This window comes from Salegentibacter haimaensis, from assembly GCF_054121495.1.
In genome coordinates this window covers 648,903-663,754 of the sequence record NZ_JBSYGH010000001.1, presented here as the reverse complement: position 1 = coordinate 663,754, position 14,852 = coordinate 648,903, and the positions used below count along the sequence as shown (strand labels likewise).

Sequence of the window (14,852 nt, the reverse complement as noted above, 5' to 3'; positions counted from 1 at the left end):
TCTTTAAACTTCGTTCTTTCTTTTAGCTTTATACCACCTTTCAGGCACCACCTGGTTGCAAGCTTCCAGGTAATCATCTTCGCTGCAAGGTAATAACGTATGCCTTTTTAATTTAGTATTCATATTCGCAAGAAATGGTATTTCTATCCACCATCTCCCACTGGTAGGGCTTTTATAAAACACCAGCACCTCATCATCTATAGGCACCTGATACTTTATAAACTCCTTTTTTGCCGAAATAGTATTTTCATTTGAACGGTAATTAACCCCTTCGATAAAATACCACATCACCTGGGCTACCAGCATATTGGCCTGGGCCCCATAAAACGGCTGATATTCAAATATTCCGAATGAGGAAACCTTATCGCTGATCCCGGCGTAACGGGCCAATGCACAAATTTCCTTTCCGTTAAAGCCATTGGGAGACAAATGCTCCCTGCTACCCAAACTAACGGCATCTACAGCTCTTATGTCGATTCCCACCAAATTAGCGTCCCTCATTACGGGTTCTACCAGGCTTAAATTTCCGCTAATTTCTCCTAATCTATAAGCATCGAAAAATAATCTGTCCATCAATTCTATTTCTTCCTGGGAGTTGAAATAGGTTTGATAACCCAAATTGGAATAATTGAACAAATTATAGGGCTGGTTTACCACAATTTTGCCTACATAGGAATGATTCGAAATCTCATTTTCGGCATCTCCCAGGTCAAATCTACTATCGATATTCACCAAATTCACCATCTGGTCCAGGTTATCATAAGCCCGGTATTGAGCATAGATCAGATCCTGGCTTCCTCCTAATATAAGGGGAATAATATCGTTTTTCACCAAACCTTCTACCAAGCTTTGAAGTGCAAAATAAGTATCTTCAACACTGGCCCCGGCTTCAATATCGCCCAAATCGGCAATTTCCCAATGCCAATTGCCCGGAAACAAGGAATAAAAAGCCTGTCTTACCCCAGTAAAATCAAGCTTCTCTTCAAAATCTATGGCTCTTCGATTTTCCCTTACTCCAATAATGGCAACTTTCACATTATCCAAAACCGGAATCCCGCTTTTTTCGGTATGCAGCCTAAGCTTAGCTCCAAGGCTATGTTCGACCTGGTCGCTTATTAAATCGTTAGGTAAAGGACTTAAAAAGTCAAAATTCATAAATTAGGCCTTTTTAGTATTTTTCTTCTTTGCCGTTGTTTTCTTAGTAGTTTTTTTAGCCGTCGTTTTCTTTTTCGTTGTTTTTTTCTTTTTGGAAGAATTCTGCTCCAGAATTTCCTTCACCTCATCTAAAGTCAGCTTTGCAGCATCAACGGTTTTTGGCAATTCTACCTTGGTTTTACCTTTAATAATATTAGATCTCCCCCATCTGGCCTTTTCTACGCGAATTCCTTCATCTTCCCAATTATGAATCACCTTTTCGCGCTCTTTTTTAATCTTCTCTTCGATAAGTGTTTCAATGTCATCATCAGAAAGGTTATCGAAATCATATTTCTTGTTCACGTTAATGAACATATCATTCCATTTCAGGAAAGGACCAAATCGTCCCACTCCTTTTTGAACGGGTTTGCCATCGTACTCATAAATGGGCGCATCGGCTTTTTCTTTCTCCTTGATTAGCTCCATAGCCCTCTCAAAGTCTACGCTTAAGGCATCTTCTCCCTTAGCCAGCGAAACGAATTTTTTACCGAACCGAACATAAGGTCCAAATCTTCCATTATTTACCTCTACATCCTCTCCTTTATATTCTCCCAGTTTCTTCGGAAGTTTAAAAAGGTCCATCGCCTCTTCATAAGTCACCGAATCTAAAGTTTGATCTGGCCCTAAACTGGCAAACCTGGGTTTTTCATCATCTTCTACCGAACCTATTTGTACCATAGGTCCAAATTTCCCGAGGCGCACGCTTACCGGCTTTCCGGTTTCAGGATCTTCTCCAAGAATTCGCTCCCCTACTTCCCTTTCGGCATTTTTTGCAACGTCCTGCACCTGCGGATGAAAGTCCTGATAGAATTCTTTCATCATATGAGCCCACTCTTCTTTGCCTTCTGCAATATCATCAAAATTCTGCTCGACCTTTGCGGTGAAGTTGTAATCCAGGATATTTGAGAAGTGATTTACTAAAAAGTCGTTCACTACCATCCCAACGGCGGTAGGAACCAGTTTTCCTTTATCACTGCCCACGGTTTCGGTTAAAGTCTTTTCGGCGAGCTTATCTTTTTTCAGCAGAAGCTGTACGAATTCTCTTTCCACCCCGTCAACCGATCCCTTTTCGATATAATTCCTATTCTGAATTGTTGAAATGGTAGGTGCATAGGTAGAAGGTCGCCCTATCCCCAGCTCTTCAAGTTTTTTAACCAGAGAAGCTTCAGTATATCTATAAGGCGGCCTGGTAAACCTTTCGGTAGCAGAGATAAAAATATTATCCAAAGGCTGCCCCTCTTTCATAGCCGGCAGCATTCCGCTTTGCTCTTCATCTTCTTCATCACTGCCTTCAAGATACACCTTTAAAAAACCTTCAAATTTGATCACCTCTCCGTTGGCGGTGAAAAACTTATCGTGCTTGTTGGCCTCAATCTTTACATTGGTGCGTTCTAATTGTGCATCGCTCATTTGTGAGGCAATCGCTCTTTTCCAGATTAAATCGTAAAGCCGCTGTTCATCACGATCGGCGTTTATGCTATGGTTCTCGAAACTGGTTGGCCTAATGGCTTCGTGAGCTTCCTGAGCCCCTTTGCTTTTTCCTTTAAACTGTCTTGATTTGGCGAATTTTTCACCATAGGCTTTAATGATCTCGGCTTTGGCTCCCTTTCTCGCATCATCAGAAAGATTCACACTATCGGTTCTCATATAAGTGATATGCCCCGCTTCATAAAGTCGCTGGGCAAGTGTCATTGTCTTACTAACAGAAAAATATAATTTTCTCGATGCTTCCTGCTGAAGGGTAGACGTGGTAAAGGGCGGTGCCGGAGATTTCTTTGCCGGCTTGGTACTTAGTTCACCTACTTTAAATTCGGCACCCAGATTTTGCTGAAGAAATTTTTCGGCCTCTTCGCGGGTGTCGAAGTTTTTCGGCAATTTAGCCTTAAAACTCTTCCCGTCTTCGGTTGAAAATTCAGCATCTATCCTAAAAGAAGCTTCAGGCGTAAAATCCTGGATTTCTCTTTCCCGCTCCACGATTAATCTAACCGCCACCGATTGCACCCTTCCGGCCGAAAGGCCGCCTTTAACTTTTCGCCAAAGCACGGGAGACAATTCATAACCCACAAGTCTATCTAAAACTCTACGCGCCTGCTGGGCGTTTACCAGGTTATAATCTATCCCTCGCGGGTTATCTATAGCTTTTAGAATTGCCGATTTGGTGATTTCGTGAAAAACAATTCTGCGGGTTTTTTCTTTTTTAAGCTTTAATTCTTCGGCAAGATGCCAGGCAATAGCTTCTCCCTCCCGGTCTTCATCACTAGCCAGCCATACCAATTCGGCATCTTTGGCCAGACCTTTCAATTTCTTAACTACATCCTTTTTATCTCTGGAGACTATATATTTAGGTGTAAAATCCCCTTCGGTGTCAACTCCCAACTCTTTGGTGGGCAAATCGGCGATATGCCCAAAGCTGGAAGCCACCTTATAATCTTTACCTAAAAACTTTTCGATGGTTTTTGCTTTGGCAGGGGACTCCACAATCACTAAATTCTTTGCCATATTCTTGTGTTTTCTAGCTGCAAAAGTATATTATTTTTTTTGTACCCTCCTGCATGCATTAACAAAAGAAAAACATTTGAGGCTCCAAAATCCTGCGATTTTCACGGTATTTCTTCTATAAGCAGGTCGAAATTTTTCAGAATTTTTAAAATAAAAACGCTTCGGCGATTAACCGAAGCGTCCCAAAAAACCAAACAAAATCAATCAAGGATTCAATTGACTTTTTTCTTTTTCATAGCATATTTGGTTATTAAAAAAAACCCCGGTCTTCATAAGCACAATTAGCGGTCTCATAGGTGATAACGTGCCTAAAGTTTGATCTATTAACCTTAAAACCGGGGTATAAAATTCATTGAAAAATTTCCATTAAGATTTGCAATAAAAGTACAAGCAATGCAATAATAGAAAGCGCTAATTTCATTTAAATCATTTCCTGTTAGACGCACGAAATGCAAAAAGGTTGCGTGGAAATTAAAAAAATCTTCTGTCACTTTGTCAGAAGTAGCTTTCGAACTATCTTTGCAGGCCTGGCAAGTCCAGCGAAATTTATTGAAATATGGAGAAGATAATAGACGAAAAGTCACAGGGAAACAGCCTGGTAATGGAGCCTCAGCAAGGAAACAGCCGCAAGCTTTTTATCGAAAGCTACGGGTGTCAAATGAATTTTAGCGATAGTGAAATCGTGGCTTCCATTCTTTCTAAAGAAGGCTTCAACACCACTCAAAACCTCGAAGAGGCCGATTTGGTTTTAGTAAACACCTGTTCGATTCGTGAAAAAGCCGAACAAACCGTTCGTAAACGCCTGGAGAAATACAATGCCGTTAAAAAGATAAATCCGGGGATGAAAGTTGGCGTTCTGGGCTGTATGGCCGAGCGTCTTAAAAGTCAGTTCCTGGAAGAAGAAAAAATCGTAGACCTGGTAGTGGGCCCCGATGCCTATAAAGATTTGCCCAATCTTATCAATGAAGTTGAAGAAGGCCGCAACGCTGTAAATGTGATTCTCTCTAAAGAGGAAACCTATGGAGACATCTCGCCGGTTCGTTTGCAAAGCAACGGGGTTTCAGCTTTCGTTTCGATTACCCGGGGCTGCGATAATATGTGTACTTTTTGTGTAGTTCCTTTTACCCGCGGAAGAGAACGCAGCCGGGACCCGCAAAGCATCCTGGAAGAAGTAAATGATCTTGCCGAAAAAGGTTTTAAAGAAATCACTCTGCTGGGGCAAAATGTAGATAGTTATTTATGGTATGGCGGCGGACTCAAAAAGGATTTCAAAAACGCCACCGATATGCAAAAAGCCACCGCTACGAATTTTGCCGATTTATTGAGATTGGTAGCTGAGGCACAGCCAAAAATGAGAATAAGGTTCTCTACCTCCAATCCCCAGGATATGACTTTGGATGTGATTAAGGTAATGGCGGCTTATCCAAATATTTGTAAATACATTCACCTGCCGGTACAAAGCGGAAGCGATCGCATTCTTAAAAAAATGAATCGCCTGCATACCCGCGAAGAATACTTTGAACTTATAGATAATATTCGCAAAATCATTCCCGATTGTGCTATCTCCCAGGATATGATTACCGGTTTCCCAACCGAAACCGAAGAAGATCACCAGGACACGCTTTCGCTTATGGAATACGTAAAATATGATTTCGGCTTTATGTTCGCCTATTCTGAAAGACCCGGAACTATGGCTGCGCGAAAATTTGAAGATGATGTTCCTGAAGCTATTAAAAAACGCAGGTTAACCGAAATTGTAAACCTTCAGCAAAAGCATAGCCTTTACAGAACGCAGCAATTTGTGGGCAAAACCGTAGAGGTGCTTATCGAAAAGGAATCCAAAAAATCGGCTGAACACTGGAGCGGAAGAACAACACAAAACACGGTAGCCGTTTTCCCTAAAGGAAAGTATAAAGTTGGTGATTTTGTAAATGTGAAGATCACCGAATGTACCAGCGCAACCTTAATTGGAGAAGCAGTAGAATAGCCCCTCCCAACCTCCCCAAAGGGGAGGAGTTTTTAAAACCAAACTCACAGTTAAAAGTTTCTTTTTGAAACAAAAAATATGAAAATCTTAAATTTAAATATTAATTGCCCTCACTCCCCCTTCGGGAGCCGGGGGGCCAATTCACCCTTCGTGGGATAGGGGGCTTTTTATGGAATCAATTCAAGCTATAAAACAGCGGTTCGGTATAATTGGGGATAACCCCAAGCTTAACCGCGCTATTGAAAAAGCAATACAGGTGGCCCCTACCGATATTTCGGTTTTGGTAACCGGTGAGAGCGGGGTGGGAAAAGAAAGCATCCCAAAAATTATTCATTCGCTCTCCCATAGAAAACACGGAAAATACATTGCAGTTAACTGTGGGGCCATTCCTGAAGGTACTATAGATTCAGAACTTTTTGGTCACGAAAAAGGCGCATTTACAGGAGCCACACAAACCCGAAGCGGTTATTTTGAAGTAGCCGATGGTGGTACCATTTTCCTCGATGAAGTTGGCGAACTCCCCCTGCCTACCCAGGTTAGATTATTAAGAATCCTGGAAAACGGAGAGTTTATGAAGGTAGGATCGTCTAAGCTTCAAAAAACCAATGTGCGTATAGTAGCGGCCACCAATGTGAATATGGCCGAATCTATCAAAAAAGGAAGATTTAGAGAAGACTTATATTATAGATTAAGCACGGTTGAAATCAACTTGCCTCCCCTACGGGAACGCCAGGAAGACATTCACCTGCTGTTTCGAAAATTCGCTTCAGATTTTGCATTAAAATACAAGATGCCTACTATTAAGTTAGAGGAAGAGGCGGTAAAGGTGCTTCAGAAATATCACTGGGGCGGAAATATTAGACAATTAAGAAATATCGCTGAACAAATCTCTGTACTCGAACAGGATCGCACGATCACGGCAAGAGAACTCGAAGGTTATTTGCCAAATCTAGGCAGCAACCTTCCGGCGGTGGTTTCAGACAAAAAGAGTGAAAGCGATTTTAGCAACGAAAGAGAGATTCTATATAAGGTATTGTTCGATATGAAAAACGACCTGAACGACCTTAGAAAACTCACTTTAAAATTAATCGACAGCGGTAACGTCCAGGAAGTTCGGGACGAAAACGAGAGCTTAATCAGGAAAATCTACGGAAACGAGGAGGAAGACGTGGAGACCGAAGATATTCTGGAAGATAAAATGGAAGTGCTTCAGATTCCAGATAGCCATCCGCAGCCATCACGCAATCCTGAAACCGACAAATATTATTTTGCTGAAGAAATACAGGAAGAAGAAACCCTGTCTTTACAGGATAAGGAGCTGGAACTCATCAAAAAATCTTTGGAACGCCATAACGGAAAGCGAAAAGCAGCAGCCGAAGAATTGGGGATAAGCGAACGCACCCTTTATCGCAAAATCAAACAATACGATCTATGATGCGAACAAAAACCCTGAATTTTCTTGCGGTTTTACTGATAGCTTTTAGTTTTTCAGGTTGCGGATTTTATTCATTTACCGGTGCCGACACCGGAGCAGCTCAAACTTTCCAGGTAAATTTCTTTCAGAATAATGCCGATTTGGTAGAGCCGGGTATAGACCGGGATTTTACCCTCAGGCTTCAGGATCTCATTCAAAACCAAACCCGGCTTAGTCTGGTAAACGATAATGCCGACCTCATCTTCGAAGGGGAAATTATAAATTATTATATTTCCCCGATGAGTGCCACAGCCGATAACCGGGCCGCTGAAAACCGGCTTACTATCGGAATAAATGTGCGATATTACAACAACCTGGAACCTGAAAAAGATTTTGAAAGACGCTTTTCCTTTTATTTCGATTACGATGCCAACGCTCAACTCGTAGGCCCCGTTTTAGACACAGCTCTTGATGAAATCTTTACCCGACTAACCCAGGACGTTTTTAACGCCGCCCTGGCAAACTGGTAAAATTATGGACAAAAACGAATTTCTCGACTTGCTTGAAAATCCGGCTAATGTTTCTCCAAACCAAATTTCGGCTTTGGAACGAATCATTATGGAAGCGCCCTATTTTCAGGCGGCAAGGGCAATTCGGTTAAAAGCATTAAAGGAACAGGAAAGTTTTAGCTATAATTCGGCTTTAAAAAAGACCGCCGCCTACACTACCGACAGGGAGGTGCTTTTTGATTTTATTAGCTCAAAAGAATTCAATCAAAATTCGGTAGCGCGGGAGATCAACGCCCAGAATCTTAGGATTAACGAGATTGAAGTTATCGATGCCCGGGAAGTTTCGGGCAGGCTAAGCATTGCTATAGACGACGCGATTAAGATGAAACAATCTGAATCGGAGCGGGTGATGGACCCCGGATTGTTTCAGCAGCCTAAAAAATCTTCGGAAGAAATTCCTGAAGATAAATCTGCTTCCGAAGCGAATTTAAATCTGGGAAAACCGTTGGATTTCAATCCTTCTGAAGCACACTCGTTCACCGAATGGCTTAAGTTAACCTCGGCCAAACCCGTTGAGCGGGATGAAGAAAAAAAGGAGCCGCAAAAGGAGAAATTCAGGTTAATAGAGGAATTCATTTCAAAAAATCCGAGATTAAAACCGGGAGATTCAGCCACCAGAGGCAACCTGGCCGAACAGAATAAAATCGCCCCCGAGGCTTTAATGACCGAGACTTTGGCCAGAGTATATTTGGAGCAAAAAAATTATAAAAAAGCCATTCAGGCTTATAAAATTTTAATTTTGAAAAATCCCGAAAAAAGTGGTTTCTTTGCGGACCAAATTCGGGCAATCGAAAAAATTCAGGATACTAATACAAATTCAGAATGAGTACATTCACTATTTTTTTAGCATTAATCGTCATCGTAGCATTTCTATTGGTGGTGGTAATTATGGTTCAAAACCCTAAAGGTGGCGGACTTTCTTCTTCTTTTGGTGGTGGAGGCCAGCAAATGGGAGGTGTAAAAAAGACATCAGACTTTTTAGATAAAAGCACCTGGACCCTGGCAACCTTATTATTGGTGCTAATCCTGCTTTCTAATGTTACTATTATGGATGGTACCGGTACTGCCGATTCCAGAGTATTTGATGGCGACCAGATAGAGACCACAATACCTGAAACACAAAGCCCTGTTCAACAACAACAACCTGCACAAACTGACAATCAGGAAAACTAAGAAGTTTAGTTTAAAAATATATACCATGCCAGCTTATGACAAGCTGGCATTTTTTGTTTGGGAATGTCAGTAATTTCCGGGTGGCATAATTTTAGAAATAGGCAGTACCAGTTTTAAAAAGAACATTAACCAAAATAATTTTAAAAAATGGGACTAAACATTAAACCGCTTTCAGACAGGGTAGTTATCGAACCTGTTGCAGCAGAGACTCAAACTGCTTCCGGCATTTACATTCCTGAAACTGCTAAAGAAAAACCACAAAGAGGTAAGGTTGTGGCCGTAGGTAAGGGAACCAAAGATCACGAAATGACCGTAAAAGTGGGCGATACAGTTCTTTATGGAAAATATGCAGGTACCGAACTTAAATTGGAAGGTACCGATTATTTGATTATGCGCGAGGATGACATCCTGGCCATAGTTTAATTCTTCTTCCCACCCGGGAAAAAATTTCAATACATAAAAAATTAACTAACAAGTTTTCTGCCCAGGCAGAAACAACAAAAATTAATTACAATGGCAAAAGATATAAAATTTGATATTGCAGCCCGCGATGGAATTAAGCGTGGTGTAGATGCTTTGGCAAATGCCGTAAAAGTAACTTTAGGGCCAAAAGGTCGTAATGTGATCATCAGCAAATCATTCGGTGCTCCTACCGTAACTAAAGATGGGGTAACTGTGGCAAAAGAAATCGAACTGGAAGATGCTCTTGAAAATATGGGAGCACAAATGGTAAAGGAAGTGGCTTCAAAAACCAACGACCTTGCCGGTGATGGTACTACTACCGCTACTGTTCTTGCTCAGGCTATCGTTAAAGAAGGTCTTAAAAACGTGGCTGCCGGTGCAAACCCAATGGACCTTAAAAGAGGTATCGATAAGGCTGTAAAAGCCCTTACCGAAAATCTTGCCAGCCAAACCAAAGAGGTTGGAGATTCTTCTGAAAAAATTAAGCAGGTAGCTTCAATTTCTGCCAACAACGATGATCATATTGGTGAACTTATCGCCGAAGCCTTCGGAAAAGTTGGAAAAGAAGGAGTAATTACTGTTGAAGAGGCCAAAGGAACCGAAACTCACGTAGACGTGGTAGAAGGTATGCAATTTGACCGCGGATACCTTTCTCCTTACTTCGTGACCAACAGCGAAAAAATGACTGCCGATCTTGAAGACCCATACATTCTTCTTTATGACAAGAAGATTTCGGCTATGAAAGATCTTCTTCCGGTATTAGAACCTGTAGCTCAATCTGGAAAGCCACTTTTAATTATTGCTGAAGATGTAGACGGGGAAGCTCTTGCCACTTTGGTAGTAAACAAGCTAAGAGGTTCGCTTAAAATCGCTGCAGTTAAGGCTCCAGGATTTGGTGACCGAAGAAAAGCAATGCTTGAGGATATCGCTATCCTAACCGGAGGTACTGTAATTTCTGAAGAAAGAGGATTCACTCTTGAGAATGCCACTATAGATATGCTTGGAACTGCCGAGAAAGTAGCTATAGATAAAGACAACACTACTATCGTAAATGGTTCAGGAGATAATGATACTATCCAGAACCGCGTTAACCAAATCAAAGCTCAGATCGAATCTACTACTTCAGATTACGACAAGGAGAAGCTTCAGGAGCGTTTGGCTAAACTTTCTGGTGGTGTGGCTGTTCTTTATGTAGGTGCAGCTTCAGAAGTTGAAATGAAAGAAAAGAAAGACCGTGTAGATGATGCCCTTCACGCAACCCGTGCGGCTGTAGAAGAAGGAATCGTTGCCGGTGGTGGTGTTGCCCTTGTTCGCGCAAAAGCTGCCCTTGAAGGTCTTAAATCTGAAAATGCCGATGAAGCTACCGGAATCCAGATCGTAACCAGAGCTATCGAAGCTCCGCTTAGAACCATCGTTGAAAATGCAGGTGGTGAAGGTTCGGTAGTGATCAATAAAGTTATGGAAGGCGATAAAGACTTTGGCTACGATGCCAAAACCGACACTTTCGTAGATATGATGAAAGCCGGAATTATCGACCCTAAGAAAGTAACCCGTGTAGCTCTTGAAAATGCCGCTTCTGTTGCTGGTATGATTCTTACTACCGAGTGCGCTCTTATGGATCTTCCTGAAGACGAAAAAGGCGGTGGAATGCCAGCCGGAATGGGCGGAGGTATGCCCGGAATGATGTAATTCTAAAGTACGAAGTTAGAAGTACGAAGTTAAAAGTTAGTATTGAACCCGTTTCCTTATGGAAGCGGGTTTTTTAGTTTAAAAATCGCCTCTTCTTTATATTTTAATATCTTTCGGCACAAATCCAATTAATGAATAAGCTTACCCGGGCTTTAGTGCTGCTTGCCGGTCCGCTCATATTTTTTGTCTTTCAGGTTGTGCAACCGCCTTCGGGAATGACCCCTGAAGCCTGGAACGTGGCTGCTGTGACTATATGGATGGCTCTTTGGTGGGTCACCGAGGTGATACCGATTTCGGTCACTGCTTTGCTTCCCATCGCTATGTTTCCGCTAACCGGCGCCCTGGATATAGAAACCACCACGGCGGCTTTTGGTCATAAATATGTATTCCTGTACCTCGGCGGATTTATCATTGCCGTGGCTATTGAAAAATGGAATTTGCACAGGCGTATTGCATTGAATATAATTCATCTCATTGGCAGCAATATAAAGTTCATCATTCTGGGATTTATGATCGCCACAGCATTTCTCTCGATGTGGATTTCAAATACGGCTACTTCGGTAATGATGCTGCCTATCGGGATGGCAATTATTAGTGAGTTAAAAGACAACCCCAACACCCCGCAAGACGAAAATAAAATCTTCGGAAAGGCCCTGATGCTGGCTATCGCCTATAGCGCTTCTATTGGCGGAATCGCAACATTAATCGGCACCCCGCCTAACCTTGTGTTTGCGGGCATAGTCGAAGAACTCTACGGAATTGAAATAAGCTTTTTAAAATGGGCGATGTTGGGTCTCCCTATCTCGGTTTTACTGCTTTTTATTTGCTGGAAATACTTAACCCGCTTCGCCTTTAACCTGGAAGGAAAAAAATTCCCCGGCGGAAAGCAGGAAATTTCAAGACAATTGGAAAAACTCGGAAAAATTAGTCTGCAGGAAAAAAGAGTCCTGGTTGTTTTCGCTATTACCGCATTTTTATGGATAAGCCGCAGCTTTCTCATTCAACCTTTTTTACCCTTTATAGATGATACCATAATTGCTATAGCAGCTGCAATTAGTTTGTTTATCATTCCTGCCGGTAAGACTGATAATGCTTTGCTTAAATGGGAAGAAGCGGTGAAAATTCCCTGGGGTATCATTTTACTTTTTGGCGGGGGTATGGCCCTGGCAAAAGCTTTTGGCAGCACAGGCCTGGCTCAGTATATTGGCAGTCAACTCACCAACCTGGAAAATCTGCCTCTATTTCTCCTTATTTTAATCCTGGTGGCGGCGGTAAACTTTTTAACTGAAGTAACCTCAAATTTGGCCACCACCGCTATGCTTCTGCCCATTTTAGCGCCAATGGCTATGGGCCTGGAGCTACACCCTTACTTACTAATGATTGCCGCAACCCTGGCTGCATCCTGTGCGTTTATGCTACCGGTGGCCACCCCACCGAACGCCGTGGTGTTTGGTTCGGGACATTTGCGAATTCCCGATATGATAAAATCGGGAATTTGGATGAATATCATCTCCATCCTTATAATTAGCAGTCTCGTATATTTTGCGCTTCCGGTAATCTGGGATTTTGATCCCAGGTCGTTACCTGAAATATTTAAAACCAACTAAACTTAATCCTGCATTTTTCTGGCCTTTAGGAAATATTTGGGGTTTACCCCGTATTTTTCCTTGAAGATCTTTGAAAAATAACTTCGGTTATTAAGACCTATGGCTGTAACAATTTCAGAAATATTCTTTTCGGAATCCATCAACATTTCCTTGGCCGCTTCCAGTTTTTTATGCTGAATATACTTGTTCACGGTTAGATTAAAGACATATTTGAAGCCTTCCTGAAGTTTATTCACATTGGTCCCGGCTTCTTTGGCCAGAGCTTCCACAGTGAAATTACCTGCCAGATCGCCCTGAATTCGCCTTACCACATAATCTACCTTATCTATATCAGATTTCCGAAGAATCTGGGGCAGGCGATCTTCAGCCTCGTCATCCTGATATTGAGCGATTTGAATCACCAGCATCTCAAAGGCTTTGCCCTCAAGAAATAGTGATCTTAAAAAGCCTGTAAAATCTTTGGTGTCGATCTCTTCCATAAGATCGGCCGATTTTATACTGTAATTCCCCTGATAGAAAAACTGGGTTTTTGAAACCTCATCTTTAAATAGAGATTTTAAAGTCTCATCCAGGTCCTGGAAATTGTAATTGGATCTATGGGTAAATACAGATCTAATTATTTCAAGACTGGATACATGCGTGGCTTCATTAGCCTTAAAATATAGAACATGACCATTGTAACCGCTACTGGATACAATGATATTTTGAAAAGTATTAATGGTGTTTATTTCATCGGTATCCTGAAAGGAGTGACCTACGCTTCCTTCAGAACAAAAGATAAACTTTAAGGGATGCACGGTATTTAGGCTGAAATGTATTTCTACATCTTCATAGAATTTACAATTATAGGTGATAATACCAATACCGGAGTCGAAGCTGGAACCTCTAATAAATCCTTCTCCAGATTTACCTGGGATTTCAACCCATAATTCACCACCCCCATTTTGAATTTCAGCATTTAATGCCCGGGCAATATCCTGTATAATTTCATTAACAGGTAATGTTTTTACGTCTATTCTCATACTACAATAAGGACTTCAAATTAAATAACTGAAAACCAATTGAATAAATTAATTAAAATAGCATTAACAGCTTTTGGGATATTTTAACAAAAAAAACTGTCAGGTAAATGTAAGATTTGATCTTAAAAAATCCGCTAAAGCGTGGCTAATAGTGGCAATTTCGGCAAAATCTGTTTGAAAAACGTTAGAGTTAGTTACAAAAACCAATCTTTCAAAAATATTAAAAAAGCGTAAAAATCGTGTTAAAAACCGTAAGATTTTTTAATGAATTTCCTCAACTTGTTACTCTAAAAATCCCGTCTAAAATTCTGTTCTTATGGAGATTGTATATATTTTATTGGGGTTGCAAGTTTTACTGGTTCTGGGATTGATGATTTTTCTAATCAGAAAAATTCTTAAGTATATTCGAAAGAGTAATTAAATCTTACCTGTACCTGGTTAATCTACCAGGCTTTTCGGCAAAAATTGCTTAACTTCAGCTTATAAGGTCAAAATTAAACATTATGAGCAAAAAACCCGAAGATTCAAGTCCTGTACCTAAGAAAGATGCACAGGATGCCGATTTAAGAAATCAATCCACAACCGTAGAACGTAAGAAATCCAATATCAATCCTTTACTTCTCGTAGTGATTGCTATTATTGTTCTGGTCATTATCCTTGTTTTCTCAGGAATTCTGAGTTTTTAATAGATTCCCATTTGCAATAGCTCCTAAAGACGCTATATTTAGCCTAAAAACTAATTATGGCCAAAACCTATTATGACCCGGCAGACCTTAGAAAATTTGGGGAAATCACTGAATGGAGTGAAGAACTCGGTAAAAAATTTTTTGATTACTACGGAAAAGTCTTCGAAGAGGGCGCGCTTTCTGCCCGCGAAAAATCCCTTATCGCGCTTGCCGTATCTCACGTTGTACAATGCCCCTATTGCATAGACGCCTACACCAAAGACGGCCTGGAACGCGGCATTGAAAAAGAAGAAATGATGGAAGCCGTTCACGTAGGCGCCGCCATTAAAGGAGGCGCAAGCCTGGTACACGGGGTTCAAATGATGAATAAGTATAAGAAGTTGAGTATGTGAGCAGATTCAAGGAGGCGCGCAGCGGCGACGTAGAAGTCGCTCATCCCGATGCAATCGGGATCTTAGCAAAAACCAGCCAGTAAGATTATATATTGGTATTAAAATTATAAAGCGAGCCTGCGAGCCCACAACTAAAAAGCGAGCCTGCGAGCCCACAA

13 protein-coding genes are annotated in these 14,852 nt (G+C 41.4%); 10 read left to right on the top strand and 3 right to left on the bottom strand.

Annotated features, from left to right (window positions below):
- Positions 1-3 precede the first annotated feature (3 nt).
- Together ACW6QP_RS03145 and topA are read right to left on the bottom strand one after the other, a co-directional pair.
- Positions 4-1,155, bottom strand: a complete 1,152-nt coding sequence (locus tag ACW6QP_RS03145; RefSeq protein ID WP_457909378.1) for a formimidoylglutamase — start codon at positions 1,153-1,155, stop codon at positions 4-6.
- Positions 1,156-1,158: 3 nt separating this feature from the next.
- Positions 1,159-3,693 carry a type I DNA topoisomerase gene (gene topA, locus ACW6QP_RS03140; RefSeq protein WP_457909377.1) on the bottom strand — a complete coding sequence of 845 codons (2,535 nt, stop codon included), beginning with the start codon at positions 3,691-3,693 and terminating at the stop codon, positions 1,159-1,161.
- Positions 3,694-4,249: 556 nt separating this feature from the next.
- Between topA and miaB the strand changes: the two genes are divergently transcribed.
- The 8 genes from miaB to ACW6QP_RS03100 all read left to right on the top strand — a co-directional run bounded on the left by miaB (position 4,250) and on the right by ACW6QP_RS03100 (position 12,594).
- Positions 4,250-5,680 carry a tRNA (N6-isopentenyl adenosine(37)-C2)-methylthiotransferase MiaB gene (miaB, locus tag ACW6QP_RS03135; protein ID WP_457909376.1) on the top strand — a complete coding sequence of 477 codons (1,431 nt, stop codon included), beginning with the start codon at positions 4,250-4,252 and terminating at the stop codon, positions 5,678-5,680.
- A 169-nt stretch (positions 5,681-5,849) separates the two neighbouring features.
- On the top strand, positions 5,850-7,115 hold the full coding sequence (locus ACW6QP_RS03130) for a sigma-54 interaction domain-containing protein (protein ID WP_457909375.1): 1,266 nt from the start codon (positions 5,850-5,852) through the stop codon (positions 7,113-7,115).
- Complete coding sequence (locus ACW6QP_RS03125) at positions 7,115-7,624, top strand: LptE family protein (RefSeq protein WP_457909421.1); 510 nt, start codon at positions 7,115-7,117, stop codon at positions 7,622-7,624. Before ACW6QP_RS03130 ends, ACW6QP_RS03125 begins: the two co-directional genes overlap by 1 nt.
- 4 nt (positions 7,625-7,628) lie before the next feature.
- Complete coding sequence (locus tag ACW6QP_RS03120; RefSeq protein WP_457909374.1) at positions 7,629-8,489, top strand: hypothetical protein; 861 nt, start codon at positions 7,629-7,631, stop codon at positions 8,487-8,489.
- Positions 8,486-8,836, top strand: a complete 351-nt coding sequence (gene secG / locus ACW6QP_RS03115) for a preprotein translocase subunit SecG (RefSeq protein WP_457909373.1) — start codon at positions 8,486-8,488, stop codon at positions 8,834-8,836. The genes ACW6QP_RS03120 and secG overlap by 4 nt, the downstream gene beginning before the upstream one ends.
- A 147-nt stretch (positions 8,837-8,983) precedes the next feature.
- A complete protein-coding gene (locus tag ACW6QP_RS03110) occupies positions 8,984-9,259 on the top strand; it encodes a co-chaperone GroES (protein ID WP_457909372.1) in 276 nt (91 codons plus the stop codon).
- Between the two features lie 90 nt (positions 9,260-9,349).
- A complete protein-coding gene (gene groL, locus ACW6QP_RS03105; protein ID WP_457909371.1) occupies positions 9,350-10,987 on the top strand; it encodes a chaperonin GroEL in 1,638 nt (545 codons plus the stop codon).
- A gap of 131 nt (positions 10,988-11,118) precedes the next feature.
- Positions 11,119-12,594 carry an SLC13 family permease gene (locus ACW6QP_RS03100; RefSeq protein ID WP_457909370.1) on the top strand — a complete coding sequence of 492 codons (1,476 nt, stop codon included), beginning with the start codon at positions 11,119-11,121 and terminating at the stop codon, positions 12,592-12,594.
- A gap of 2 nt (positions 12,595-12,596) precedes the next feature.
- Here the strand turns inward: ACW6QP_RS03100 and ACW6QP_RS03095 are convergent, their stop codons facing one another.
- On the bottom strand, positions 12,597-13,616 hold the full coding sequence (locus ACW6QP_RS03095) for a helix-turn-helix domain-containing protein (protein WP_457909369.1): 1,020 nt from the start codon (positions 13,614-13,616) through the stop codon (positions 12,597-12,599).
- 503 nt (positions 13,617-14,119) lie between these two features.
- Between ACW6QP_RS03095 and ACW6QP_RS03090 the strand changes: the two genes are divergently transcribed.
- A complete protein-coding gene (locus ACW6QP_RS03090; RefSeq protein WP_457909368.1) occupies positions 14,120-14,302 on the top strand; it encodes a hypothetical protein in 183 nt (60 codons plus the stop codon).
- 56 nt (positions 14,303-14,358) lie between these two features.
- Positions 14,359-14,694 carry an arsenosugar biosynthesis-associated peroxidase-like protein gene (locus tag ACW6QP_RS03085; protein WP_457909367.1) on the top strand — a complete coding sequence of 112 codons (336 nt, stop codon included), beginning with the start codon at positions 14,359-14,361 and terminating at the stop codon, positions 14,692-14,694.
- The last annotated feature ends 158 nt before the right edge of the window (positions 14,695-14,852 follow it).